The sequence below is a fragment of the Acinetobacter sp. NIPH 298 genome, assembly GCF_000369505.1.
In the GTDB taxonomy this organism is placed as follows: Bacteria; Pseudomonadota; Gammaproteobacteria; order Pseudomonadales; family Moraxellaceae; genus Acinetobacter.
In genome coordinates, this window is record NZ_KB850054.1 from 335,490 (window position 1) to 361,374 (window position 25,885).

General features: G+C 41.7%; 23 protein-coding genes. 13 read left to right on the forward strand and 10 right to left on the reverse strand.

All coding sequences use genetic code 11. The annotated features are described in order from the left end of the window. Positions 1-27: 27 nt before the first annotated feature. Complete coding sequence (locus F903_RS03960; RefSeq protein WP_005194737.1) at positions 28-666, forward strand: RBBP9/YdeN family alpha/beta hydrolase; 639 nt, start codon at positions 28-30, stop codon at positions 664-666. A 173-nt stretch (positions 667-839) separates the two neighbouring features. Beyond that, a complete protein-coding gene (locus tag F903_RS03965; protein WP_005194739.1) occupies positions 840-1,352 on the forward strand; it encodes a hypothetical protein in 513 nt (170 codons plus the stop codon). 64 nt (positions 1,353-1,416) lie between these two features. On the opposite strand, the gene fadA is transcribed toward F903_RS03965, so the two are convergent. Further along, entirely contained in the window at positions 1,417-2,589 is a 1,173-nt protein-coding gene (gene fadA / locus F903_RS03970) for an acetyl-CoA C-acyltransferase FadA (RefSeq protein WP_004668297.1), read from the reverse strand. A 12-nt stretch (positions 2,590-2,601) separates the two neighbouring features. Then, a complete protein-coding gene (gene fadB, locus F903_RS03975; RefSeq protein ID WP_005194742.1) occupies positions 2,602-4,755 on the reverse strand; it encodes a fatty acid oxidation complex subunit alpha FadB in 2,154 nt (717 codons plus the stop codon). Positions 4,756-5,149: 394 nt separating this feature from the next. Here fadB and lpxO point away from each other — a divergent pair, with 394 nt between their 5' ends. From lpxO to pgsA, 5 genes are all read left to right on the forward strand, one after another. Then, positions 5,150-6,064, forward strand: coding sequence for a lipid A hydroxylase LpxO (lpxO, locus tag F903_RS03980; RefSeq protein WP_004668333.1), 915 nt, complete (start codon positions 5,150-5,152; stop codon positions 6,062-6,064). A gap of 185 nt (positions 6,065-6,249) precedes the next feature. Next, positions 6,250-7,113 carry a hypothetical protein gene (locus F903_RS03985; protein WP_005194744.1) on the forward strand — a complete coding sequence of 288 codons (864 nt, stop codon included), beginning with the start codon at positions 6,250-6,252 and terminating at the stop codon, positions 7,111-7,113. A 96-nt stretch (positions 7,114-7,209) separates the two neighbouring features. Continuing rightward, positions 7,210-9,009 (forward strand): excinuclease ABC subunit UvrC, encoded by a 1,800-nt coding sequence (uvrC, locus tag F903_RS03990; RefSeq protein WP_034594839.1) that lies wholly within the window; start codon positions 7,210-7,212, stop codon positions 9,007-9,009. 150 nt (positions 9,010-9,159) lie between these two features. Further along, positions 9,160-9,957 carry a thioesterase family protein gene (locus tag F903_RS03995; protein ID WP_004668338.1) on the forward strand — a complete coding sequence of 266 codons (798 nt, stop codon included), beginning with the start codon at positions 9,160-9,162 and terminating at the stop codon, positions 9,955-9,957. Positions 9,958-10,062: 105 nt separating this feature from the next. Further along, positions 10,063-10,647, forward strand: a complete 585-nt coding sequence (pgsA, locus tag F903_RS04000; protein ID WP_004668339.1) for a CDP-diacylglycerol--glycerol-3-phosphate 3-phosphatidyltransferase — start codon at positions 10,063-10,065, stop codon at positions 10,645-10,647. A gap of 234 nt (positions 10,648-10,881) precedes the next feature. Here pgsA and F903_RS04005 read toward each other — a convergent pair whose 3' ends face one another. Then, positions 10,882-11,649 (reverse strand): IclR family transcriptional regulator, encoded by a 768-nt coding sequence (locus F903_RS04005; protein ID WP_004668341.1) that lies wholly within the window; start codon positions 11,647-11,649, stop codon positions 10,882-10,884. A gap of 429 nt (positions 11,650-12,078) precedes the next feature. Between F903_RS04005 and F903_RS04010 the strand changes: the two genes are divergently transcribed. From F903_RS04010 to F903_RS04020, 3 genes are all read left to right on the forward strand, one after another. Next, a complete protein-coding gene (locus F903_RS04010) occupies positions 12,079-14,172 on the forward strand; it encodes an FUSC family protein (RefSeq protein ID WP_005194750.1) in 2,094 nt (697 codons plus the stop codon). Further along, on the forward strand, positions 14,165-14,371 hold the full coding sequence (locus tag F903_RS04015) for a DUF1656 domain-containing protein (RefSeq protein WP_004668345.1): 207 nt from the start codon (positions 14,165-14,167) through the stop codon (positions 14,369-14,371). The genes F903_RS04010 and F903_RS04015 overlap by 8 nt, the downstream gene beginning before the upstream one ends. Positions 14,372-14,435: 64 nt before the next feature. After that, the gene (locus F903_RS04020) at positions 14,436-15,437 is read left to right on the forward strand and encodes an HlyD family secretion protein (RefSeq protein ID WP_005194760.1); all 1,002 of its coding nucleotides are present in this window, start codon (positions 14,436-14,438) and stop codon (positions 15,435-15,437) included. 287 nt (positions 15,438-15,724) lie between these two features. On the opposite strand, the gene ruvX is transcribed toward F903_RS04020, so the two are convergent. The 3 genes from ruvX to recN form a co-directional block, all read right to left on the reverse strand. Next, positions 15,725-16,168: a Holliday junction resolvase RuvX gene (ruvX, locus tag F903_RS04025; protein WP_005194762.1), complete on the reverse strand. Its 444-nt coding sequence runs from the start codon at positions 16,166-16,168 to the stop codon at positions 15,725-15,727. Further along, positions 16,161-16,715, reverse strand: a complete 555-nt coding sequence (locus F903_RS04030; protein ID WP_005194764.1) for a YqgE/AlgH family protein — start codon at positions 16,713-16,715, stop codon at positions 16,161-16,163. The genes ruvX and F903_RS04030 overlap by 8 nt, the downstream gene beginning before the upstream one ends. A 397-nt stretch (positions 16,716-17,112) precedes the next feature. Next, entirely contained in the window at positions 17,113-18,774 is a 1,662-nt protein-coding gene (recN, locus tag F903_RS04035) for a DNA repair protein RecN (RefSeq protein ID WP_004668354.1), read from the reverse strand. A 245-nt stretch (positions 18,775-19,019) separates the two neighbouring features. Between recN and F903_RS04040 the strand changes: the two genes are divergently transcribed. The 3 genes from F903_RS04040 (at position 19,020) to F903_RS04050 (ending at position 21,274) form a co-directional block, all read left to right on the forward strand. Further along, positions 19,020-19,346, forward strand: coding sequence for a pyrimidine/purine nucleoside phosphorylase (locus F903_RS04040; protein ID WP_005194767.1), 327 nt, complete (start codon positions 19,020-19,022; stop codon positions 19,344-19,346). 232 nt (positions 19,347-19,578) lie between these two features. Then, complete coding sequence (gene rlmB / locus F903_RS04045; RefSeq protein ID WP_005194769.1) at positions 19,579-20,325, forward strand: 23S rRNA (guanosine(2251)-2'-O)-methyltransferase RlmB; 747 nt, start codon at positions 19,579-19,581, stop codon at positions 20,323-20,325. 37 nt (positions 20,326-20,362) lie between these two features. Continuing rightward, entirely contained in the window at positions 20,363-21,274 is a 912-nt protein-coding gene (locus F903_RS04050; RefSeq protein ID WP_005194771.1) for a DMT family transporter, read from the forward strand. Here F903_RS04050 and coaE read toward each other — a convergent pair. Genes coaE through pilB form a run of 4 tightly spaced genes read right to left on the reverse strand, consistent with a single transcriptional unit; the run spans position 21,271 to position 25,698 of the window. Continuing rightward, on the reverse strand, positions 21,271-21,876 hold the full coding sequence (coaE, locus tag F903_RS04055; protein ID WP_004668363.1) for a dephospho-CoA kinase: 606 nt from the start codon (positions 21,874-21,876) through the stop codon (positions 21,271-21,273). The two genes, F903_RS04050 and coaE, sit on opposite strands and share 4 nt — an antisense overlap. 1 nt (position 21,877) lies before the next feature. Further along, positions 21,878-22,738 carry a prepilin peptidase gene (locus tag F903_RS16915; RefSeq protein ID WP_005194773.1) on the reverse strand — a complete coding sequence of 287 codons (861 nt, stop codon included), beginning with the start codon at positions 22,736-22,738 and terminating at the stop codon, positions 21,878-21,880. Continuing rightward, the gene (locus F903_RS04065) at positions 22,738-23,964 is read right to left on the reverse strand and encodes a type II secretion system F family protein (RefSeq protein ID WP_005194775.1); all 1,227 of its coding nucleotides are present in this window, start codon (positions 23,962-23,964) and stop codon (positions 22,738-22,740) included. Before F903_RS04065 ends, F903_RS16915 begins: the two co-directional genes overlap by 1 nt. A gap of 24 nt (positions 23,965-23,988) precedes the next feature. Next, complete coding sequence (gene pilB / locus F903_RS04070) at positions 23,989-25,698, reverse strand: type IV-A pilus assembly ATPase PilB (protein ID WP_005194777.1); 1,710 nt, start codon at positions 25,696-25,698, stop codon at positions 23,989-23,991. Positions 25,699-25,885: the final 187 nt, after the last annotated feature.

Genomic DNA, 25,885 nt, shown 5'->3' on the forward strand with positions numbered 1-25,885 from the left:
TAAGTAGATTTTACTGAGAGTATATTGATGAAAAAATTGGCTTATTCTTTAGGATTGTTTTTCACTTCTTTTTTTGGATATGCTGCTCCTCCACAAGAGGCGACGATACATCGTCAGATATTTATTGTGCATGGTTATGGTGCTACAGCACATGATCATTGGTTTGAATCAGTACAGAGGCAGATGCAGGATTCACATACTCAGGTAACCATCTTACAGTTACCCAATCCGATGCAGCCAGATGTTGAGGCTTGGCAGCATATTTTAGAACAAAATATTAAAATGATTGATGAACAGACGTATTTTGTAGCCCATAGTTTAGGTGGTGTCACATTATTAAATTTTTTATCAAAGCGGAATCCTCCCAAGATTGGGGGAGTTATTCTTGTTGCTGGGTTTACTGAAACTTTACCCGTGTTACCCCAACTAGACTCATATATTCTAAAAAGTCAAAATATGCATATAAATTTGAAGAATTCCCCAAATAAACACCTGTTTATTTCAGAAAATGATGAATATGTCCCACCTGAATTGAGTATTAAGCTCGCAAAAAAACTTGATATACCATTTACCCTTATTCCTAAAGCGGGGCATTTTTTGGCAGAGGATGGTTATACTGACTTTCCTCAGTTGGTTCGCTATTTGAAAGAAATACTCAGAAAATAGAATGACTTGATACTCATAATTCATTTGATCTTCCGTTCAAAATTTTATTGATATTTACCGTTTATCTGAGCCTTACTGAATCAAGCCCGACTTTGTTGTAGCCTATGAATAGATGCTTTTATTTAACTCATCATCTTTTCGTATGGTGACGGATTTTTGGAGCGAGCCGAGTCATGAACTTTCTAAAACGATCAGTGTTTATCGCCGTATTTGCTGCTATTGGTTTACCAACGGTTCAAGCAGATGAGGTCGTTACATTGCCAACGATTCGTATTATGGCGGAGTCTGAGTTACGTGAAGAAGTCGGCTTTGTTCCCTTCCAAGAAGATGAAAAAATACGTGAAGCTCTACAACATCAGATCTACAAAGTTCATAGTGATATGCAGAATGCTGGAGTGAAAGAGGGCGTAACTACGGTTAATTATCAACAAAAAATGGAAGAACCTGATTCATCGCAACTTTCTCCGCTATTAGAGCAACATGTTTTAGCCGTTGCTAAGGGTCTACAATCATCTGATCCGACTAGTGGTCTGTTTAAAATGTTAGAACCTTTGAATATTGATCGAAATAATATAATAGGGATCCGTGATGGGTCGATTAAGATCAATATGGATGATATTTTGAAATTGCAGCAACAGATTCAAGACGGGTTAAAAGGTCCTAAAAATCAATTTTTCATACCCTAAAATTTGAACTTAGTTCAAAAAAAGAAACCCCGCTATAAGCGGGGTTTCTTTTTCTTAGTGTCGATTAAACACGTTCGATAATCGTCGCGATACCTTGACCAAGACCGATACACATGGTCGCAAGACCGATTTGCGTATCTTGTTGTTCCATCACGTTCAACAATGTTGTTGTGATACGTGCACCTGAACAACCCAATGGGTGACCCAATGCAATCGCACCACCATTCAAATTGATGATGTCTTGTTTGTCATAAACGCCTAAGCCTTTCATGACTGATAAGCCTTGAGCAGCAAATGCTTCGTTTAATTCGATGGTTTGAATATCAGCCATCGTTAAACCAGCGCGCTTAAGTGCTTTTTGAGTTGCTGGAACTGGACCGTAACCCATGATCGCAGCATCACAACCCGCAATCGCCATAGAGCGAATCACGGCACGTGGTTTTAAACCAAAAGCTTGTGCACGTTCAGCAGACATCAACAACATTGCAGAAGCACCGTCAGAAAGCGCAGAAGACGTTGCCGCGGTTACTGAACCGCCTTTAGGATCAAATACAGGTTTCAATGCTTTGAACGCTTCAAGGTTTGCTTCAGCACGAATCACTTCGTCGATGTCGCAAAGGATTTTGAAGCCATTGGCATCATGACCTTCAACACCAACGATTTCGTTTTTGAAACGACCTTCTTGTGTTGCAGCCCAAGCGCGACGGTGAGATTCAACACCAAACGCATCTTGTTCTTCACGGCTAATGCCATTCATACGGCCTAACATTTCAGCCGTTAAGCCCATCATATTAGATGCTTTCGCATAGTGTTTAGACGCTTCTGGGTTCAGGTCGATGCCGTGCATCATACCTACATGGCCCATGTGCTCTACACCACCGATGATGAACACGTCACCTTGGTTGGTTGCAATCTGTGCAGCAGCCGTGTGGATTGCTTGCATAGAAGAACCACAAAGACGGTTGACGGTTTGACCGCCAGCAGTCTTAGGGATGTCAGCCAATAAACCAATATTACGAGCAATGTTCATACCTTGCTCTAAAGTTTGGTTGACACAACCCCAAATGATGTCTTCAACTTCGTTTGTATCGAACTGGTTGCGAGCAACCAGTGCACGTACTAATTCAGCAGATAAACTGTCGGCACGTACATTGCGGAACATACCGTTACGCGATTTGCCCATGGCAGAACGAACGCCATCAACAATCACAACGTCACGTGGATTTAAAGTAGCCATTCACGTCGCTCCTTAACCGTAGAATTTTGTGTTGTTAGCAGCCATGTCACGCAACATCTGTGGCGCTTCATAAGCCTTACCTAAGTGTGCATATTTGTCGCAAAGCGCAACGTATTCAGCAACACCTGTTTGGTCGATGTAACGACATGGACCACCACGGAATGGAGGGAAACCTACACCCATAATCATTGCCATATCTGCTTCAGCAGCCGTTGCAACGATGTTGTCTTCTAAGCAACGAACAGTTTCGTTACAGAAAGCAAGCATCATGCGGTCAATGATTTCTTGGTTGTCAAACTCGCGTTTTTCACCCGTAACGAAAGGTGCAATGATTTCGTAAGCTGTTGGATCAACAGTTTTCGCTTTCTTGCCTTTCTTGTCTAACACGTATTTGTAGAAACCAACGTCATTCTTTTGACCAAGACGTTTTGCTTCGTACATCGCTTCGATAGAACCTTTGTAGTCAGGCTTCATACGGTCAGGGAAACCTTCAGCCATGACTTCAGCGCCATGAACACCTGTATCGATACCAACAACGTCGATCAAGTATGCAGGACCCATAGGCCAGCCGAACTTCGCCATTACATTGTCTACTTGTTGGAAATCCGCACCGTCTTTAACAAGAAGGTCGAATGCACCAAAGTAAGGGAACAATACACGGTTTACTAAGAAACCTGGGCAGTCATTCACAACGATTGGTGTTTTACCCATTTTCTGAGCAAGAACAACTGTGGTTGCAATCGCTTCGTCAGAAGTCTTTTCACCACGAATAACTTCGACCAGTGGCATCATGTGTACTGGGTTGAAGAAGTGCATACCAACGAAGTTTTCAGGACGTTGTAATGCTTTTGCTAAACGTGTAATTGAAATTGTAGAAGTGTTTGATGCAATGATCGTGTTTTCACGAACATTTTTCTCAGTTTCCACCAATACCATTTCTTTTACTTTTGGATTTTCAGTCACCGCTTCAATCACGATATCCACTTCTTTAAACTCATCGTAGCTTAAAGTCGGGCGGATACGAGCAAGTGTTTCACCCATTTGCGCAGCTTTCATTTTCTTGCGTTCAACTTGCTTGGTCAGTAAGCCATTCGCTTCTTTCATACCAAGTGCAAGTTGTGGGTTACCAATGTCTTTCATGATGATTGGTGTGCCTTTGCTTGCCGCTTGGTAAGCAATACCACCACCCATGATACCAGCACCTAATACCGCTGCTTGGTTTACTGGGTGAGCACCTTTCTCATATTTTTTCGCTGTTTTCTTCACAACTTGGTCATTGATGAATAAACCGATCAATGCACCTGCTTGTGGTGTGATCGCAGCTTTTGCGAAACCTTGTGCTTCTGCTTTTAATGCATCATCACGTGTTAATGTTGCACCTGCTTGTAATGAATCAAGCAATAATTTTGGAGCAGGGTATTGCGCAGGGTTTGCTTTTGCAAGTACCGCACCTTTCGCTGTATTGAACGCCATCATTTGTTCAAGTGGGTTCAATTTAATCGCGTCTAATTTTTCTTGACGTTTTGTTTTCCAGTCCAAACGACCAGCAATGGCTTGTTTAACCAAGTCAATGGCAGCTTCTTGTAATTTGTCAGCAGCAACAACCGCATCTACAGCACCATCTTTAAGTGCAGCAGCAGGTTTCTTTGGATTGGCCATTGCCATCCATTCAACTGCATTGTCGATACCGATTAAACGGCTTAAACGTACGCTACCACCAAAACCAGGATAGATACCCAATTTGATTTCTGGTAAGCCGACTTGTGCTTGTTCCGACATGACACGGTAGTCACAGACTAAGCACATTTCGAAACCGCCACCTAACGCCATGCCATTAATAGCAACAACTTTAGGGATATCTAAATCTTCAAAGCTGTTGAAGATTTCGTGTACAGGCATAAGCCAATCAACAATTGCTTGTTCACCTGCGGCGAAGTTGTCGCCAAATTCAGTGATATCTGCACCAACGATAAATGTTGATTTTCCAGAAGTTACAACTAAGCCTTTAATATCGTTATTGGCTTTAACCGCAGCAATTGCTGCTTGGAAGTCTTCAATGGTTGCACGGTTAAATTTATTAACCGACTCACCTTGTAAGTCAAAGCGGAATTCTGCAATTCCGTCCGCAAGCATTTGGACGGTAATGGCATTGCCAGCGTGGATCATGCCTGATCTCCCTTGTTGTGGAGGATTCTGAGTTGATGTCATAAAGCATGTGTGCGGTTAGGCACACAAAAAAGCTTCGCTAATCTTACGATAACTATATCTAAAAAGGACATAACAAGTTGTATCAAGGCGTGACGCAGTGGTCATCAATTTGTTGTAACTTTCTAGTGAGACTTTTAAGTCACGAAGAAAAATAAATTTTTAATGATGTTTTTAGCTATTTCTCTTTGATTGCTAAAGATAACTCCAAAGCCTTATTTGTCCGCTTTAAACAAAGTAAATTGGTATTCAGTCATATAAATTTGCTAGAATAGCAAGCTTATTTTGAGTGCGATTTTGATATTTGGTTCTCAAACTGGCATTTGGTTTTCAGCTAAAAAGATAGAGTAATCTAATGATTAAGTGGATCATATTAGCGATCTTTATCATTTCGGCGTTCTATGTTCATCGCCGTGGTAAAGTTAGACACTCGTTTTATCGTCAATTTTTTGACCATTCAACGCTATTCGCACCCGTTAACTATTTAATGTACATGTTTTCCAGCGTGCCGAATCAACCCTATATCGACACACAGCATTTCAAGGACTTAAAAGTTCTGGATGAAAACTGGGAAATGATCCGTGATGAAGCGCAAGCGCTTTATGACAAAGGTGGTATTAAAGCATCAAGTACTTATGATGACTTGGGTTTTAATTCATTCTTTAAAACGGGTTGGAAGCGTTTCTATTTGAAATGGTATGACTCTGCACATCCATCAGCATCAGAATTTTGTCCAAAAACAACGGCTTTATTAAAAACACTCCCAAGTATCAAAGCTGCAATGTTTACAGAGCTTGCACCTGATAGCCGTTTGGTTCGCCATCGTGATCCTTATGCAGGTTCATTGCGTTACCATTTAGGTTTGATTACACCGAACGATGATCGTTGTTTCATTGATGTCGATGGTGAGCGTTATTCTTGGCGTGATGGTGAGAGTGTGGTGTTTGATGAAACCTATATTCACTATGCTGAAAATAAAACCGATCAAAACCGTATTATCTTTTTTGCTGACGTAGAGCGCCCATTAAAAACGCGTTTCATGGAAAAGTTTAATCATTGGTTTGGCAAAAGTGTGATGACTGCGGCAAGTTCACCCAATGAAGTGGGCGATCAAACTGGCGGCCTAAATAAAGCATTTGGTTATGTCTATCAAGTTCGTATTAAAGCCAAGGCGTTGAAGAAATCAAATCGTCAACTTTATTACTTTTTGAAATGGTTCATTATGCTTGGCTTGTTCTTCGTTATTTTTGTTCGACCTTATGTATTTTAAGGTGTGCGGTAACCTTTGATTGGCTAGCTGTGCTGAGCACATAGATTTATATTCTGCCCTGAAGTCTTAACGGATTTTCAGGGCTTTTTTTATCGCCATCGGAGCATCATCAGAATCAGTGTCTAGTTGTATCAAATGGTATAAAAGTAGATAATCAATGCGCTTTTGAATGATGAGAATACATAATGAAAAAACAATTATTGATATGTATGAGTGTATTAAGTTTGGTCGCTTGTACAGAAGAAAATGATGATATTTACGGTGGCGTAGATTCTAACAATAAAGGCTTTTATAGCTATGATATTGAGGCATCTAATGCTTCAAATGCATTAATCAAAAAAGTATATCAAGTCGATAAGGATAAAATTCTTTCTTTAACATACTCGGAAACGCCAAAATTACGGACAGAAGCGTTACGTAACTTTTTAACTAAAGATGAGATATCGACCATACTTCCGCCACAAACTACAGCAGGTGCATATCTGATCGGAACAAAAGCAATTTTTAATGATTCTGTTTTAGAATACGAACCTTATAATTTTGGTCAAAAAGCATCTTTTAAACTCACTTATCAATTACAAAAAATTGATTTGTCGGGGTTAAACGTTTCAGATTATATTGGTTATTTGTTCACTCAAGCTAGAGATACACCCCTGATGAGTGATGCAACCTTACAAATTATTCAAGCATTACTATTTTCCACTCAAGATAAGTTCCCTTCAGGCGCAACATGTTGGAATAAACAGGTTCAATTCAGTACCCAAAATTATATTGAGTTATATCCAACACAAAGCCTTTCCCATGTCAGTACAAACAGTAATATTCTAAATCAAGGAATTTGGCAAAATGCCGCATGGACTGCTTTCCAACCGAGTACTGAGTTTAAGTTAGCTGATACGCGAATTCGTTATCAAGCGAAGGAGCATTGGGGCTTTTTTCACAATGAAAGAGAGGTAAATACTGCGCAGCAGAACAATGTATTGGCGTGTGACTTCTTTAATGAATCGGCATTTAAGCAGGTTGATCGATTTTTGGGTCGAGTATTCTAATCATAACTGAGCAGCACATGGATTTCACCGAGTTAGGCTTGAAATTCGTGTGCATAGACTACATCATCAAAGTAATTCTGCTCATGAAAATCTATTGTGAACTCTAACGCACGTGAACACATTGAAACCATCCTGACTCACATGACCCAATTGCCTGGTGTTTACAAAATGCTCGGCAAAGAGGGTGAGTTATTGTATGTGGGTAAGGCAAAAAATTTAAAAAATCGTGTATCCAGCTATTTTGTTAAAACCATTGAGCACCCTAAAACACAAGCCCTTGTTGCGCGTATTTATGACATTGAAACGCTGATTGTTCGTTCGGAAACAGAGGCTTTATTACTCGAACAAAATCTTATAAAACTGCACCGTCCACCGTATAACATTATGCTGCGAGATGATAAATCTTATGTTTATATCTTTGTCTCGGCAGATAAACCCTATCCGCGTATTGCTAGTGGACGTGGCAAAGGTAAACATCAAATTGGTAAGTTTTTTGGACCTTATCCGAGTGCTTACAGTGCGCGAGATACTTTGCTCACCTTGCAAAAGCTATTTAATGTACGGCAGTGTGAAAATAGCTATTTTGCCCAAAGAAAACGTCCGTGTTTGCAGTATCAAATCAAACGTTGTACTGCGCCTTGCGTGGGGTTGATTAGCCCTGAAGCCTATAAAGAAGATGTCGATAACTCGATTCGTTTTCTACAAGGGGATACCAAAGAGCTGAATCAAGAATTGATCGGAAAAATGGAGCAAGCGGCTGAAGCACTTGAGTTTGAAAAGGCAGTGTTCTATCGGGATCGTTTAGGCTTATTGCGTGAGGTTCAGGCACAACAGGCAGTCTTTAAAGTTAAAGGTGAAGCTGATATTTTAGCGATTGCCTATCAAGCGGGCGTAACTTGTGTGCAGATCATGTACGTTCGGAACGGAAGAATGCTCGGAGGGAAAAGTTATTTTCCAGATATGTTGGGAGACGATCTCGGGCAAATGCTCAGCGACTTTATTGCGAATTTTTATTTTCAGGTAGCAGATGAAGTACCGACTGAGCTGATTGTGAATATTGAGGTGCCTGATCGCCCTCAACTCGAAGAAGCATTACAGCAAACCTTTAACAAGAAAGTCCACATCAAGCATAAAGTACGTGAAACACGGGCGGAGTGGCTAGAGTTAGCACAAATGAATGTGCAGCATGCCATTAAAGGTAAACTCAGTAATTATCTAGAATTGAACGAACGTTTTCATCAGCTTGAACAAGTGGTGGGGCGTCCGATTGACCGAATTGAATGTTTTGATATTAGCCATACGATGGGTGAAGCACCGATTGCATCCTGCGTGGTCTTTGATCAAGGTGGCGCGAGAAAGCGGGACTATCGTCAGTTTGCGATTCAAGATATTACGGGTGGCGATGATTATGCCGCTATGCGCCAAGCGTTAATCCGCCGCTATAAGAAAAATATATTGCCTGATTTACTCCTCATCGATGGTGGTAAAGGTCAATTGCATATGGCAATGGAGGTGATGCAAGAGTTAGCACTAGATGCTTTTATGATTGGGGTGTCTAAAGGTGAGGGGCGTAAAGCGGGTTTGGAAACGCTACATTTTACCGATGGCACTAAGCTGCAATTGGCAGAAGACCATAAAGCCCTGCATTTGATTCAACAGGTCCGTGATGAAGCCCATCGTTTTGCGATTACCAAGCATCGAGCGAAGCGTGATAAACGTCGCAGTAGTTCTGTATTGGAGGCGATTCCTGGGCTAGGTCCTAAACGCCGTCGTGATTTACTGACGCATTTTGGTGGGATACAAGGTGTACTGAGGGCATCTGAAAAAGAGCTTATGTTGGTTCAAGGTTTAGGTGAGGTGATGGCACGCACCATTTATAAAATCTTGCATGAGTAGATGGTGTTGCACGATGATGGGATAGGTCGCGTTAGGGGGCAGCATACTGAATTGACATAATTGTTCTGTAATTCTAGCCAGATCGATCATTCACATTTACGTTAAAAAGTAGAAAGATAACATTTATTCAGAGCGATTAAGGAAATCAATATGTCTCTACTCCCGATTTATCAACAGATCGAACAACAAGAATGGATTGATATTCCATCGGGATGGCTACAAGGTCGCACAGTATTTGGTGGTTTAGTTGCAGGCTTAATGATTCAAAAAGCGCTGAGTGTGGTGAATGATGCAGCAAAACAACTCTTAAGTTGTAATGTCACTTTCGTTGGCCCAGTACAACAAGGACGAGCAAAGCTGAGTGCTGAGATTTTAAGACAGGGAAAATCAGTCACTAGCTTAGAAATACGGTTATGGCAAGATGACGCAGTACAGAGTATTTTAGTTGCAAGTTTTGGTTCACAGCGTGAGTCTCGGATCCACGTGAGTAATTTGCCTCAAGTTCCTGATTATCCGATGGCTGAACAATTGGAAAAAACCTTCTATCTCGAAGGTTTGATGCCAGAATGCTTACAACAATTTGAATTGTGTTGGGCAGAGGGGAGCTACCCAATGGCGGGAAGTAAGGTCCCTGATTTTGGTGGTTGGAGTCGTTTTTCACCTGCTTTACATCCCAATCGTGACATGCAGCTTGCAGATTTGTTTGCTTTAATGGATGTTTGGCCGCCAGGCGTGCTGCCGATGTTTAAGACCCCAGCGCCTGCGAGTTCTTTGACATGGCAGATTACTTATTTAAGTCCAATTGCACATCAAATTCAGGATTGGTTTAAATATAAGGTCGTCACTGAGTTTGCCCATCAAGGGTATTCAACGGAATATGCTTATGTTTGGGATCAACAAAATCAGCTCATTGCCGTGTTAAGACAGACGGTTGCCGTTTTTGCCTAATCGACATTCAACTATATTTCGTATAAAGTTGCTTACAGATGGATACATTCTCGGTACATCCTTTGTGCAATATGCAAATTTGACGCGAACAACATGGCGGTGTTTATGAGTACAGGGCAAATCCTGAACATTCCCAATATCTTAACCTTGGCGCGTATTGCTTTAATACCAGTGTTTTTGGTGATCGCTTATTGGCCACCAGCCATTGGAGCTGAACATCATGGTGGAATGCTTCGCCATATGGTGCTGACAGCAATCTTTGTCGTTGCTGCGCTTACGGATTGGTTCGATGGCTATTTGGCACGGACATTAGATCAGAGTTCAGCTTTCGGACGTTTCCTTGATCCTGTTGCTGATAAACTAATGGTTGCAGCGGCGCTCATTGTCTTAGTGCAATGGCAACCGACCATTTCTATGGCATTTGCTGCCATCGTGATTATTTCTCGTGAAATTACGGTATCTGCTTTGCGTGAGTGGATGGCTGAACTCGGTGCGCGTACCAATGTTGCGGTTTCAACGGTAGGGAAGTATAAGACTGCTTTTCAAATGATTGCGATTAGTGTGTTTCTGTTGAATTGGAAACCACTCGAAATGTGGGCCTATGCTTTGCTTTATGCAGCTGTGATTTTGACATTATGGTCTATGTTTATCTATCTCAAAGCAGCGTGGCCATACTTGAAACAACCTTAAAATAGATATTTGATCGATCCATTCAAAATTTCTAAGCCTTCCAGATGGAGGGCTTTTTACTGGCTATATAAAAATAAAGGCAAGAAAAAAGCCCATAGCAAGGATGAGCTTAGTTCTCTGAGGAAACATGCTCTTTTAGGAGAGTATGCTGAAGAACATAATCATAATATGAGAATCCATCTATTTTAGCAACGGCTAAAAATGTAAATATTTTTTATATTCTCAAGTTTGGCTTTATGGATTTTCTGGGAGTGCTGCAAATTTAAGTTCAATTTGTGCGGCATTGTTTTGCAGAATTTCTGTCAATTTTTGAATGTTTAAGAAGTCAAAACGATTTTTTGATGCCACCAAAGTGAGCGCAATCGGCGCTTCTTTGTTTGAAAATCGAATTGGTACTGAAAGACCACAAACAGATGGGTCAATCTCACCTTGTGATAAATAAAAGCCTTGTTTCTTGATTTTTCGCATGTGTTGAGAGAATTCATCTAAGTTTTGTGCGAAACCAACCTGAGCCAGTTCATGACTGAATTGTTGATAGTAGGCTTGAATGCGTTGTTTGCTCAAATGTGCAATCACGATTTTTGGTGATGCGCCAATATAAACAGGGCGAGGACAACCACGACCAAATGAGAGTAGCTCTGACTCTTTAAATGTTTCGTGATGTAGGTCGATACAATAATCATGGTTTAGATAGGTGAGCAAACAGCACAGTTCAGTTTTTTCAACGATATCTCGCATAAAAGGAATACTTGTTTGCACCAATGGATCGGTGCTGTGCGAAATATAGTCCAGAACAGCGATTTTAGATCCTAAAGTGTAGTCACCTGACGTGCCACTAATGCGTTTCAGCATATCGGTCGCGACCAATTCTTTAAGATAGCGATAGGCAGTAGGTTTGGATAGAGCAAGCTCATCACAAATGATATCGACATTGATAATCGGGCGTGAAACTGAGAATAGATCCAGTACAGTGAGAATCTTACCAAAACTCGAAATTGCCATGATGGGGCATCTACTCCTTAAAAATAACGTGAAAATCAAACTTTTATTGTTTTATAACAGAAAAGTCTGAGTTCGTGTATGGACTTTTAAATCTGATCGAGATGGTTGAATAAACCAATGGTCATGATGAGAAAGAAGATCACTTTTATCAATATTGTTCTAAATTAAAATTAAATATTATCAAATGGTGATAATTTATATTGACTAATTGGTCGTGTTTTGAAAAAATAGATCACATAATGTCTTATTTGGATATTTTTTGGGTTATAACTCTAAATTTTCCGAATATTGCACATCACTTCCTATCATCAGCTTTACGCTTATCGAACTGATTTGGATCTGTCCAAATCAGTTGAATTCGTCATCACATTTATTGGTGTTGTTGAAAGAATATGAGCGAAAAGTCTGGCTCAGAATTGAGACACGTTCATGCTATTTAAACAGTTGTTGGCTTTTAGACCGAGCCGACTGGACATTATTTTTGCCTGCAAAACCTTTGTGGCAGGCATGCTGGCACTGTTTATTTCATTTGAACTCGATTTAATTAATCCAATGTGGTCGATTGGTACGGTATTGATTATTGCCAATCCTTACTCAGGGATGGTGTCGTCAAAATGTGTGTATCGTTTAGTTGGGACGGTGGTTGGGGCAATGATTGCCTTATTGTTAACCCCTCATTTTATTAATACGCCATGGTTATTTACCATTATTTTGTCTTTATGGGTCGGGTTTGCTTTATACGTTTCATTACTGGATCGTACGCCACGTAGTTATGTCTTTATGTTGGCTGGCTATTCAACCGCCATGATTGTGTATAACGCGATTACCTATATTGATGTCTACAATATTTTTGATATTGCATTGGCGCGCGTGTTAGAAATTTCAATCGGTGTGATTGCAACAGCGGTCGTCTCTGCAACGGTTTTACCCGTTCATGTTGGTGCCATGATCAAGCAGCGTGTCAATAAAACCTTAAGTGATCTGGAAAGTACCTTTAGGAATCTAATGAGTGTGCAGGCAAGTTCGGACGATGATACGCAAATTCTGTCTGTGATCACGCGTGATGCTTCTGATATTCATGCTTTGGCAGTTCATTTGGCCTATGAAAAAGGTGAGTTGAATGGGATGACCAAGCCTTTGCAGGAAATGTTGCATCAGGTGTCGTTAGTGGTCGCTAATTTGGTGGCGCTGTCTCAACGCGTGAAACAGCTTGAAAAAATGCAGATGAGCAATCTAGCACCGCATTTGGATCTGATTCTTCAGCATAGCTTGGCATTTTTAAAACAAGATCGCGTGTTAAAACCGAGTGATTTACAGGGCTTACCGAGTAGCTTTGAACAGGATTTTGCTGAACTTATGGTTCTGGCAACGTCCGAACAGCAAATTGTCTTGGCGGCATTGAAAATGGATGTGCGTCATTTTATTGCCAATATTTTGGCGGTAAAGCTTATTTGGCAGCAGATCCAGCAAGGCAACAAAGATATTCCTGTCGAAATTACCGCGATTACCACCAAGTACCCAAGTTTACATCGTGATCATGGCATCGCTGTTCGTGGTGGCATTAGTGCGGTATTGATTACTTTTATTGTGACTGGCGCATGGATTGTTTCGGGTTGGAAAGCTGGATTTATGATGGCGCAAATGGGTGCGGTGACGGCGTGTATTTTGACTGCTTTGGATAATCCTGTGCCTGTGTTACGGATTTTTATTTGGGGCAGTATTTTTTCTGCGGGTTTGGTCTTTTTATACGCCTTTGGTATTTTTCCGCATGTCACACATTTTTGGCAATTGGCTTTGGTCCTGTTTCCAATGTTCCTTGTGGCTGTAACCATGATGGCCAATCAAATGCTGATGCCGATTGGTATGGTACTTGGGATCAATACCATGATGGGTTTGAATCTGCATAACCAATATACGATGGATGCGGTTTCTTATTTGGATAGTTCCTTTGCCATGATCTTGGGCGTATTGGTGTCGCTGATTGTGATTGATTTGGTTCGTGCCGTTTCACCAGATACCAGTGCCACGCGTATTTTGGCTTTGCATTATCAAGCCATGCGTCAGGCCTTAAGCATGTCTTATGGTAGTGATTTTAAAATCCATTTACGCAGTATGTTGGATCGTGTGGGTATTTTGAATACCAAGTTGGTGCAAAATCCTGAGATTAAAACAGCGATTCAAAATGCATTGATTGAGAGCAGCTCGATTGTTGATTTGGTGCGGCTACAAGAAATTAGTCAAAAACTACCGCAGCTATCCGCGCTGCAAACTGAGGTCGCAGTATTGCAACAGCAATTAGCTCAGTATTTCCAAGCCCAAGAGAAACAAAGTGCATCGCATCATTTCTCAACATCTATTGTGCAGCAAATCAATCTACTGCATCGCATTGCTCAGCAGATTGAAGATGCTCAATTACAGCAACGGCTGTTGATTTCTCTGAATAATATTTGTGAAAGCATTGGTCATATTCCAACCGATGAAATGGATGTGGCAATGTCAGGCGTAGGTGTGTCACATGGGTGAAATTAATCTTTATGGGATTTATATCCCCATTCTTTTGGTGCAAGCCATCATCGCTTATGTCTTGTTTAAGCTGATTAGTCCATGGGTCGACCGATTGGTCATCAAGGGTTGGATTGCACTGCCGAGTATTTTTAATCTGTGTTTTTACTTGGCATTGTTGCTACTGGTCCATGGGCTATTCGTGTGGCTGTGGGTCTAAGGTTTTTATAAACACTCAATTCGAAATTTAATGATTTAAAGAATCAGTGGTAAAGGTAATGAACATGAAGGCATTTGAGGTGCGAAAAGTCATACGTCCTGTGGTATTACTCGTTGCGATCGTGATCGCTGTCTATGCGGTCGTGCATTTGTGGAATTACTACAATGCCGCACCGTGGACGAGAGATGGCCGTGTACGGGGTGATGTGATTCAGGTCGCATCAGATGTCAACGGTCTGGTCACAGAGGTTCTGGTACAGGATAACCAAACTGTAAAAAAGGGGCAGGTGCTTTTCAAAATTGATGTCGCACGTCAAGCCTTAGATGTGGAACAAGCAAAATCTGATTTGGCTAAGGCCAAGGCGGGTTTGGCACAAGCTCATGCAAACTTGGCAGGTGCGAAAGCCAGTTTGATCAAAACCGAAGCCAATATGAAGCTGACTGAAAAGAATGCAGCGCGTTATGCTAGCCTCATGGATGGTGCGATTTCAAGGCAAGAGCAGGATCAAGTGTTTGCAACCCGCGATCAAGCTGTCGCAGAACGTGAGCAACTGGTTGCAAGTATTGAGCAGTCCAATGCAGCGATTCAACAGCAACAAGCACTGATAGAAGTCGCACAAAGCAGTTTGCATTTAGCTCAATTAAATTTACATCGTTCAGAAGTGGTTGCACCTGCTGATGGAACTTTATCAAATTTTGATTTGCGTGTCGGAAGCTATGTCAATGTGGGGCAAGCCGTTGCCGCTTTACTTGATCGCCATCAGCTTTATGTGGTGGGTTATTTTGAAGAGACTAAACTCAATCGTATTCATGTTGGTGATCAGGCAACGGTGCAACTCATGGGTGATCGTCAACAGATTAAAGGGCATGTTCAAGGGGTAGCAACGGGAATTGAAGATCGTGAACGCTCAGGTAGTTCTAATTTACTTGCTAACGTGAATCCGACCTTTAGTTGGGTGCGTTTAGCACAACGTGTACCTGTCAAAATCGTATTAGATGAACAACCGCAGAATCCTTTAGCTTTTGTGTCTGGACGCACGGCAACGGTTAGAATTATTGAGAAATAGTGATATACGGAGTCTTGCTGAGTTCCCATCCAATTTTAGGTTAAACCTGCGGTTCGCCCTACTTTGGTTTAGCCCAAAGTAGGCAAAGGCATTGTCATCCACAAAACCTGTTCTATTTCTTCATTTATATGCTTTTTCGCAGAAACAAAATCTTGTTTATGCCATGCAGGTTGTGGATGACGCTTCCGTGTATCTTATTTTATTCAAGAGTTGTTATCTTGAAGTTGTTTTCTAACGCGGAATAATACTAATGCTGCTCTGTGCTAGAAAGTTGAGGGACAGTTCTTTTAAGGCGTAACTCCAGTGGGATCACGATACCAACTTTGAATCAGCAAAGCAGCCGCAAAACTATCTGCGGATAAGCGCTTGGCGCGACCACGTTCTTGATAAAATTCAAGTTCTTCTCGTGCTTCTCGCGTGGTTAATCGTTCATCGACCATCCATGTTTCAATGTTGGTTTGATGGCGTAAACGTCGTGCAAATTTGCGGGCACGTGCAGAAAGTTCTGACTCACTATCATCCATGTTCAGTGGCAAACCCACTAAAAATAGATTGGGTTGCCATTCTTTGACCAGTTTCAATAACTGATTCCAGTCAGGAATGCCATCTTTCATGATGAATAGAGGGAGAGGATTGGCACTTTCAATACGTGATTGACCAATCGCAATCCCCATTTTTTGGGTGCCAAAATCAAATGCCATAATTGATTGTGAAGTTTGGATATCAGGCATGACCAATCTCTGAAGCAAACCATGTCCGATCTAACCCAATTTTTTTGTAGGCTGCATCCCAACGATCGTCATAAGGTAAGTTGAAAATCAAATCCATATCTGAATCACAAATCAGCCAATCGCCTCGAGCCATTTCTTCCTCAAGTTGATTTTTGCTCCAACTCGCATAACCCAATGCGATTTGATAACGACCAACACCTTCATTGTGTGCAATCGCGTCTAAGATATCTTTACTGGTGGTGATACAGACATTTTCACCCACAGCGATGGATGAATGCCAAGTGGGTTGGCCGGTATGTAAAACAAAGCCTGCTTCAGGACGCAAAGGTCCACCTTGCAAAACTGCATGTGGCTGTACATTGTCGGCATCAATCTCTAAATCATTGAGTAATTCTTTGATTTGTAGATCAGAAGGGCGATTGATCACAATGCCTTGAGCGCCGTCTTCATCATGGCGAGCAACATATATGACTGTATTTGCAAAGAAGTCATCTGCCATGTCTGGTGGAGCAATTAGACAACGATGAGTTAAATATTGTTTCGTCACCTAGGCGGTTCTCCATCAAAATATTCTGCTAATTTATCAAGGGCCTGTTGATATTTCAGCCATGCCTTGCGTTATAGGCTAAAACGATGCAAACAAGGCATGAAACGCAGGCAATGGCGATCCCCTTGTCAAGTTTTATAACGCAGTTTGGGGACGTTTTAGCCATAACCCTTTGGGGTAGGGATATTTTTTGCCGCTACTGCGTTATCTTGCGAAACAGTGTTTCTCATCATTTAGAATGACTAAATTTCGCAAAACATGCCTTGTATCATCTAAAAAATGTCCTCTGCCGCAAGCATCTGTGAAATGCCAACAGACCCTATATAGGTTCTTTTTATCAACATACAAGAGTTGATCGGATTTCGCCAATCATTTTCTGATATTTTGTTAATAGACGCTAGCTCGGTTGAAATTTCAACTGACGTAGTTGTTTCGCGTGTTGTAAGGTGGTTTCGCTAATTTCGACCCCTCCAGACATGCGGGCAAGTTCCAAAATTCGTTGCGCTTCGTCAAGTTCAATAATGGTGCTACTGGCAGGGTCAGTTTGTTGCTTTTTCACCAAGAGATGCTGGTCAGATTGTGCCGCAACTTGCGCTTGATGAGTAATACAAAGCAATTGTACGTGTTGCGCCAAATCAGCGAGGAGGCGACCAACCACTTCAGCAGTTCCGCCACTAATCCCGACATCAATTTCATCAAATACCAGCACTTCAGCTTCAGTTTTTTCGGCATTCATGACTTGCATGACCAGCGCAATACGTGAAAGTTCACCACCTGATGCCACACGTGCTAGGGGTTGTGCTGGGATACCTTTATTGGCAGTGAATAGCAGTTGAATAGAACTTAAACCTTCTGCATTTGGTGGCATCAATGGTTCAAACTTAAATTCAAAATAGGCTTCAGGCAAGGCGAGCGGTTTGACTTGTTCGATCAGTTGTTGTGCCAATGGAATGGCTGCAGCACGACGAATTTCATCTAAATGTTGTGCTTTTTGCATAAATTCTTGATATGAAATCTCAACTTGTTCCGCTAAGGTTTCAGGATCTTCAAGATGATGGAGCTGTTCTAGCTCTTGTTGCCAAGCTTCGTATTCCTGCTTTAGTTGTTCAGGTTGGCTACGATGCTTACGAGCAAGGCGATGAAAAATTTCTAAAGTTGCATTGAGCTGTTCCATCCGCTCAGGATCAAAACTTTGTCGGTCAATAAATTGACGCAAACTCGCAGTTGCATCATCTATTTCACTTTGCGCATTCAACAATGAGTTATAAATACTGGAGAGTTGCTCACTACGTCCTGCGTGAGACTCCAAACGACGGATGATGGAGGCAACTTCTTGGGTAATATTTTGTTCTGCTTCATCTAGCACATTCAAGCTAAAACCACAGTCTTGCATGATGTGTTCATGATGGCTCAGACGATCAAATTCTTGTTCTGTTTCTCGATAATCGGTCTGAATGATATCTTCGAGTTCTTCAAGCTGGGATTCAAGCGTTTGTATTCTTTGAATACGTGTTGCTTGCGCATCTAAAGCGGCTTGATGTTGATGAATGTTTTTTTGCCAAGTCGCATAAGCCTCACGCACAGCCTGTGCTGGCGTTGCAAAGTTGCTATAGCGGTCTAACCAATGTTTGGGATAGGGTGGTTCAAGTAATTGTTGTTGGCTATGCTGGCTATAGAGTTGTACGAGCAAACGCCCGATTTCTTTAAGTTCAGTTAAACTGCTTGGTCGTCCATTAATCCATGCTTTACTTCGACCTGTCGCAAAAACCACGCGTCTTAAATGAATTTCAGCGGTGTCATCATCCAGTTCATGTTCTTTTAGCCAATGTGCTTCGGCACTTTCGGGCTGATAACTAAATACAGCAGTCACATCTGCTTTATCGGCACCATAGCGGACATAATGGGTGTCTGTGCGCTCTCCTAAACAGGCAGATAATGCATCTAACAATAATGATTTACCTGCACCAGTTTCACCAGTAAGTACATTAAAACCTTGTTCAATATCTAGAGCGAGGTGGTCGGCGAGTGCAAAATTAATTAAAGTTAAATGGGTGAGCATAAACGCATCCAATGCACAAAATCTTTTGCTTAAAGATAGAGAAGTTTTATAGTTGCTACAAGCGTTGAATAGATGAATTTGTTGATTTGCCTAGGATATGACAGTTCTCTCTGTGATAAAGCACTTTGGTGCTTCGAAATTTGCTGCAAAAAGCATGATAAAAATGGATTGATTAGTGACGCAGGCACAATTAAACTACGTCCATCATAACCTAATATAAATGCTGCATTATTTGGAGAGTAGGCATGAGTTCAGTGCAGTTTGATCATGTTACGGTCATTAAAAAGTCAAATGTGTATTTTGGTGGGGCATGTATTAGCCATACAGTACAGTTTGAAGATGGTACCAAAAAGACTTTAGGTGTCCTTTTACCGACTGAACAGCCTTTAGCATTCGAGACACATGTACCAGAGCGTATGGAAATTATTTCTGGTGAATGCCGTGTAAAAATTGCAGATAGCACCGAAAGTGAGTTATTCCGTGCTGGACAGTCTTTTTATGTGCCTGGCAATAGTGTTTTTTATATCGAAGCGGATGAAGTGCTCGATTATGTTTGCCATCTAGAAGGCTAACCTATTACTGTTTAAATCGAGTACACTTATGCTGTAAGGGAATCCTGTAAAGTCATTTTACAGGATTTTTTTATTAAATTCTTTTGCGGAGCTATTCGCTCCTCACCTGTAAAGTCACTTTGCAGGATTTTTATTTTTTATAAATCTCCCAAAAGTTCCTGCTTCAAAGAGAAACTTTTACAACCTAAATCCCCGTTTTTGAAGCGGGCATTTTTAAAGAGGTCGTTCGTTCATGGCAAAATCTGAATATTATTATGGTGTTCACTCTGTGGAGTCATTATTAGAGTTAGAGCCTGAGCGAGTCTTGACGTTGTTTACCCTGAAAGGGCGTGATGACCAACGTCTACAAAAGATTTTACAGCTTGCAGAACCTTTTGGGATTAGTGTGCAACAAGCCAGTCGAGACAGTTTAGAAAAATTGGCGGGTCTGCCTTTTCATCAGGGGGTTGTCGCGGCTGTACGTCCACATCCGACCTTAAATGAACAAGATTTAGATCAACTGATGCAACAGACTCCAAATGCGTTGTTATTGGCACTGGATCAAGTAACTGATCCGCATAACCTTGGTGCCTGTATTCGTACCGCTGCTGCAATGGGGGTTCAAGCGGTGATCGTGCCTCGTGACCGTTCCGCAGGGCTTACACCAACTGCTCGCAAAGTTGCAGCAGGGGGCGCTGAAAAGGTTAAATTTATTCAAGTCACTAATCTTGCACGTACTTTGGCGCATTTAAAAGACACCACACATACTCGCGTTATCGGCACGATGTTAGATGAAAAGGCTTTGCCACTACAGCAGTGTGATTTTAGTGGACCGATTGTGATCGTGATGGGTGCTGAAGATACAGGCTTGCGACCAATTACACAGTCTCAGTGTGATCACACCGTTTATATTCCAATGTCAGGTGATTTACAAAGCTTGAATGTGAGTGTGGCGACGGGAATGGCGTTGTATGAAGCATGTCGTCAACGCAATGTATAATCATCTGACTACGGTATGATGATTCAAGTGCTTTGACATGACGGTTCGAACCCAAGGCTACGTATTTGTCTTCATTACCATGTGTATTTGGGGTGGCTTTACCATTTTCTCTCGCTTAAATGCGCATTGGCATATCAGTGCGTGGGATTTGGTTGCAATGCGCTTTGCGATTGCGTTTACGATTCTCATGCCGATCCTGATTTATAAAAAAGATTTGGCTTTTTTATGGCATCCACGTGCAGTGATATTGGCATTAACAGGGGGTTTAGCCTACTGTTTTACCGTTTATACTGCCTTTTTACATGCACCAGCAGCGCATGCCGCGATTTTTTTAAATGGTTTTATCCCATTATGTACTGCCGTCGCTGCTTATGTATTTTTTAAGCAGACCTTTGATAAGCATACGTGGTTGAGTTTGATGATCATGTTGAGTGCTTTGGCGGTGATGAGCTATTTGATGTTGCATGAGCAAGCTTCGTCATTTGGTCTTGGTGATCTGTTATTCTTTTTTAGTGCAGTTTGGTGGGGGCTATTCACTGTGTTGTTGAAACAGTGGAAACTGTCTGCATGGCATGCGATGGCAAGTGTAGCAATCTGGTCAGCATTGATTTATTTGCCGATTTATCTTTTATTTATTCCAAAGCATTTTCAAGAAGTCGAAGCTGTGCATTTGTTGGTACAAGGGTTGTTTCATGGCGTATTGGTCGTGATTGTTGCCACTTTGACTTATATCGCTGCAATTCAGCGTTTAGGTGCATTTAAGACTGGAAGTATTGTCACTTTAGCGCCGTTTATCGCGGCTGCGCTTGCCGTTCCGTTGTTAAATGAACCCTTAAGTGTTGCCGTTGCTTGTGGTTTGGTGGGAATGGCAATCGGGGCATTACAGCCATGGCGGTGGTTCCGCCAAGACAGCTTAAGTAAACAACTTGCTCAGCAAAAAAAAGATTAAAAGAACTGCTCAGCACGTTGCAAATAACTTAAATGTAAGGGCTTCAACCGCTTATGCAGATGTTCTAATAAACCATCATTGAGAACAACATCATGGGCGAGTTGTTGTTTTTGAGCTCTAGGCATTTGTGCTGCAATAATTTTTCTGATCTCTGCTGCATTTTGTCCATCGCGTTGGCTGGCACGCTGTAACTGTGTTTGTTCATCTGCATCAATCAGTAAGGTGTGATGAACAAGTTCATGCTGATTGGTTTCAAAGAGTAGTGGTGAAACCAAGATCACATAAGGGCTTTGAGCATTTTGTAGTTGTTGGATAATCGACTGGCGAATCGCGGGGTGGGTAATTCCTTCTAACGTTTGACGCGCTTCAGGTGATTGGAAAATATGCTCGCGCAGTGCACGTCGATTTAAGTTGCCATCTTCCAATAACACCCAATCTCCAAATGCATCTTGAATACTTTTTAATGCGGGTTGACCTTGTTCAACAACTTCTCTCGCCACAATATCTGCATCAACAACGCAGATACCTTGAGACTCAAACCATTGGGTCGCCGCAGATTTACCACTGCCAATGCCCCCTGTAATTCCCAAGATAAATCGCATGTTAACCTCCAAGATAAACTTTCATAATTTGATCACCCCATAAAAAAGCAATCCAACCTGCAATCGCAATATAAGGACCAAATGCAAAGGGCTGATTTTCACCACGCATTTTCAGCAGGATAATCCCTACAATTGCGCCGACGATAGAAGACAGTAACACAATCAACGGCAGTAGCATCGGCCCCATCCAAGCACCTAAGGCTGCGAGTAGTTTAAAGTCTCCATAGCCCATTCCTTCTTTGCCTGTGATGAGTTTAAATAGATAATAAACAATCCATAGACAGAGGAAGCCGATTACATAGCCCCAAATCGCCGAGCTTGCTGTGGTATAAACCGCAAAACTATTGATTGCTAAGCCTAGTGCGGCAAGGGGAAGGGTAAAACGGTCAGGAAGCAGTTGTGTATCGAAATCAATAAAGGTCAGTGTAATCAAAACCCATGTGAATACCAAGGCAAACAGCATTTGAATGGTTGCACCAAACACAGCCACGACCACCAGAGAACACGCCATTGTGAGGAGTTCAATCAATGGGTAGCGGATACTAATTGGATTTTGACAAGCACCACATTTACCGCGTAGTACGAGCCAACTGATCACAGGAATATTTTGATACCAGCGTATCGCAGAGTGACATTTTGGGCAGGTCGAGGGCGGTTCACTGAGTGTTAATTTACTTTGATCGATGAGCGGTTGTTCTGGGTGGAGCAGCATCTGACACTCTTGCTGCCATTCCTGTTCCATCATTCGAGGTGTTCGGAAAATAACGACGTTGAGGAAACTACCAATACATAAACTCAACAACCCAACTGCAAGATAGAGCGCAGTTGGGTTTTCGATAAAATAAGAGAAAAATTGTTGCATTAGACCACAGAACCCATTTGGAAGATTGGAAGGTACATTGCAATCACAAGTCCACCGACCAGTACACCTAGAATTGCCATAATGAGTGGTTCCATCATTGCAGTTAAACCATCAACCGCGTTATCGACTTCATTTTCATAGTGGGTTGCAACTTTATCGAGCATACTGTCTAGAGCACCTGACTCTTCACCGATCGCAACCATTTGAATCGCCATTGATGGAAAACGATTCGATACGCGCATGGCAAACTGTAATTGTTGTCCAGTTGCGACATCTTCGCGGATCTTCATCACTGCATCTTCATAAACCACGTTGTTGGTTGCACCAGCGGTTGATTCAAGTGCATCAATCAGTGGCACACCTGCTGCAAATGTGGTTGCCAAGGTACGACTATATCGCGCAATAATGGCTTTATAAACTAAATCACCAAAAATAGGCAATCTGAGCGCCATTTTATCCAGTGTATCTCGAAATTTTTTACTGCGTTTTTTCGCTTCGAGAAAGCAGGCAATAATCGCACCAATCACAATAATCAAGATAAACCAATATTCTTGCATCCATACCGACATATTCACCACCATTTTGGTAAAGGCCGGTAAGTCAGCACCAAATGAGCTAAATAGATCTTGGAAAACAGGCACAACTTTGACCATCAAAATAATGGTGACAATAACCGCAACCACAACCACTGTGGCTGGGTATTTCATGGCTTTTTTGATTTTTTGTTTCAGTAATTCACTTTTTTCTTTGTAGATCGCAACACGATCAAGCATAGTTTCTAGCGAACCAGACTGTTCGCCAGATTCAACTAAAGAACAAAATAAATTGTCAAAATATTGTGGGTATTTTCTTAGTGCACCAGCAAAAGTATTACCCCCTTCGACCTCGCTCTTTATGCCCAGTACCACTTCACGCATGGCAGGGTTTTCTAAGCCTTCAGCAACAATTTCAAAACCTTGTACCAGTGGCACGCCAGCTTTCATCATGGTTGCCAGCTGGCGTGTGAACACCGTGATATCCAGTGTTGTGACTCGTTTTTTCATTAAACCATCGAGAATATTTTTGCGTTTTTCTCGAATATTCTTAATGGTGACACCCTGTTTACGTAAAGTGACTTTTGCTAAAGCCATATTCCGTGCAGGTAATTCCCCTTTAATTTTTGCCCCTTTACGATCTACCCCTTCATAAGCAAAAGTAGGCATCATTTGCGCTTTTTTAGCTGCCATGATTATTAATCCTTTTTATTAATTTTATTCACTTGTGACTCGATTAACTTCTTGTAATGAAGTGATCCCTTGCATGACTTTTTGTAAACCTGAACGCCTTAAATTGTTAAAACCAGCTTGTGCAGAGGCGGTTGCGATTTGTAATGCATTGCCATCTTCCATAATGATTTTAGAAATTTCAGGGGTCACTTTCATCACTTCATAGATACCGACACGGCCTTTGTAGCCTTCACGACATTCAGAACAACCAACCGGTTGAAATATCTGAAGTTCAGGATTTGCTAAATCTTGTTCAGTGAAGCCTAACTCTAAAAGACTTTGTTTGGGAATATCTATCGCTTGTTTGCACTGTGCACATAAGCGACGTGCTAATCGCTGTGCAATAACAAGATTGACCGAAGTCGCGATATTGAAGGAGGGGACTCCCATATTACGCAAGCGAGTTAAGGTTTCAGGTGCACTGTTGGTATGAAGTGTAGACATCACCATATGGCCGGTTTGCGCTGCTTTAATGGCAATTTCAGCAGTCTCTAGGTCACGAATCTCACCAACCATGATGATATCAGGATCTTGACGGAGAAAGGCTTTAAGGGCAGCAGAGAAGGTTAAGCCTGTCTTGGTGTTGACGTTAACCTGATTGATCCCTTCTAAGTTGATCTCAACGGGATCTTCGGCTGTGGATATATTGGTGTCTTCAGTGTTGAGGATATTTATCCCTGTATATAAAGAAACCGTTTTACCTGACCCTGTTGGACCTGTGATCAAGAGCATGCCTTGAGGCTTGTCGAGCGCTTCTAGAAATAATGCTTTTTGTTCTTCTTCATAACCGAGTGCCTCAATGCCTAACATTGCACTGGATGGATCAAGGATACGCAGCACCAATTTTTCACCAAATAGCGTGGGTAATGAGTTGACACGGAAGTCAATCGCTTTGGTTTTGGATAGCTTGAGCTTAATACGACCATCCTGCGGCATCCGTTTTTCAGAGATGTCCATTTGCGACATAACTTTTAAACGTGAAGCAAGTCGAGTGGCGAGTTGCAACGGCGGATTTGCAATTTGACGTAATACGCCGTCGACACGATAGCGAACCCGATACATTTTCTCATAAGGCTCAAAGTGTAAGTCGGATGCCCCCATACGAATCGCATCAATGAGTAACTTGTTGATGTATTTTACAATCGGTGCTTCTTCACCTTGAGGGACTTCATCATCTTGTGTTGATTCAGTGGGTATATCGACATCAAGATCAAAATCTTCATTTTCCCCAAAATCGAAGTTGTCCGTGTCCCCAAATTGTTGCTCAATGAGTTTTTCGAGTTTGCTGTGTTCAACAATAATCGGTTCGATATTGAGTTTGGTGTTAAAACGAATTGCATCGAGTGCATCAATATTGGTTGGATTGCTGGTGGCGACATAGAGGATTTGCCCACGTTGAATCAAAGGCGCAACCCGATGTTTGTGAATCAACTTGCTGTCAGCGAGCTCACGTGGCAACAAAGCCGTATCAAAAACCGCTAAATCAAAGACTGGCTCACCGAACTCTACCGCAATGGTTTCAGCAATAGTAAGTTGAGAAAGACGATGATGTTCAATCAGATGCGCAACAATATCTTGTTGTGCTTTTTTTGCTGTGTCGATTGCTGTTTGCATACCTGATGCAGACATATGACCATCTTCGACCAATCGTCGAATAAACCCCGAAAATTTTGGAGACGTATGTAATCCTGACATCTGTCCGCCTTATGACAATAAATGTTTATAATATGTATCCTAAAAATTATACTTTTGTTATGCAAAAATACCACTAGAGAAAGTGTCGTTTTTGACTTGGTTCACCGATAAAACTTTGAACTAATCGAGTTTTTTATAAATTAATTTTCTTTTATTCGTTCCGTTGCTAAAAGACACACGATTAATT

Bases quoted from the DNA above. Each gene is read 5' to 3' on its own strand.
- F903_RS03985 (WP_005194744.1), top strand. From the start codon at position 6,250: ATGAAAAAACAATTATTGATATGTATGAGTGTATTAAGTTTGGTCGCT.
- F903_RS04005 (WP_004668341.1), bottom strand. From the start codon at position 11,649: ATGGCAATTTCGAGTTTTGGTAAGATTCTCACTGTACTGGATCTATTC.
- F903_RS16915 (WP_005194773.1), bottom strand. From the start codon at position 22,738: ATGCAACAATTTTTCTCTTATTTTATCGAAAACCCAACTGCGCTCTAT.
- fadA (WP_004668297.1), bottom strand. From the start codon at position 2,589: ATGGCTACTTTAAATCCACGTGACGTTGTGATTGTTGATGGCGTTCGT.
- rlmB (WP_005194769.1), top strand. From the start codon at position 19,579: ATGGCAAAATCTGAATATTATTATGGTGTTCACTCTGTGGAGTCATTA.
- F903_RS04040 (WP_005194767.1), top strand. From the start codon at position 19,020: ATGAGTTCAGTGCAGTTTGATCATGTTACGGTCATTAAAAAGTCAAAT.
- fadB (WP_005194742.1), bottom strand. From the start codon at position 4,755: ATGATCCACGCTGGCAATGCCATTACCGTCCAAATGCTTGCGGACGGA.
- F903_RS04010 (WP_005194750.1), top strand. From the start codon at position 12,079: ATGCTATTTAAACAGTTGTTGGCTTTTAGACCGAGCCGACTGGACATT.
- pilB (WP_005194777.1), bottom strand. From the start codon at position 25,698: ATGTCAGGATTACATACGTCTCCAAAATTTTCGGGGTTTATTCGACGA.
- pgsA (WP_004668339.1), top strand. From the start codon at position 10,063: ATGAGTACAGGGCAAATCCTGAACATTCCCAATATCTTAACCTTGGCG.
- ruvX (WP_005194762.1), bottom strand. From the start codon at position 16,168: ATGCCTGATATCCAAACTTCACAATCAATTATGGCATTTGATTTTGGC.
- F903_RS04015 (WP_004668345.1), top strand. From the start codon at position 14,165: ATGGGTGAAATTAATCTTTATGGGATTTATATCCCCATTCTTTTGGTG.
- lpxO (WP_004668333.1), top strand. From the start codon at position 5,150: ATGATTAAGTGGATCATATTAGCGATCTTTATCATTTCGGCGTTCTAT.
- F903_RS04050 (WP_005194771.1), top strand. From the start codon at position 20,363: ATGACGGTTCGAACCCAAGGCTACGTATTTGTCTTCATTACCATGTGT.
- F903_RS03965 (WP_005194739.1), top strand. From the start codon at position 840: ATGAACTTTCTAAAACGATCAGTGTTTATCGCCGTATTTGCTGCTATT.
- F903_RS04020 (WP_005194760.1), top strand. From the start codon at position 14,436: ATGAAGGCATTTGAGGTGCGAAAAGTCATACGTCCTGTGGTATTACTC.
- F903_RS03960 (WP_005194737.1), top strand. From the start codon at position 28: ATGAAAAAATTGGCTTATTCTTTAGGATTGTTTTTCACTTCTTTTTTT.
- F903_RS03995 (WP_004668338.1), top strand. From the start codon at position 9,160: ATGTCTCTACTCCCGATTTATCAACAGATCGAACAACAAGAATGGATT.
- recN (WP_004668354.1), bottom strand. From the start codon at position 18,774: ATGCTCACCCATTTAACTTTAATTAATTTTGCACTCGCCGACCACCTC.
- F903_RS04065 (WP_005194775.1), bottom strand. From the start codon at position 23,964: ATGGCAGCTAAAAAAGCGCAAATGATGCCTACTTTTGCTTATGAAGGG.
- coaE (WP_004668363.1), bottom strand. From the start codon at position 21,876: ATGCGATTTATCTTGGGAATTACAGGGGGCATTGGCAGTGGTAAATCT.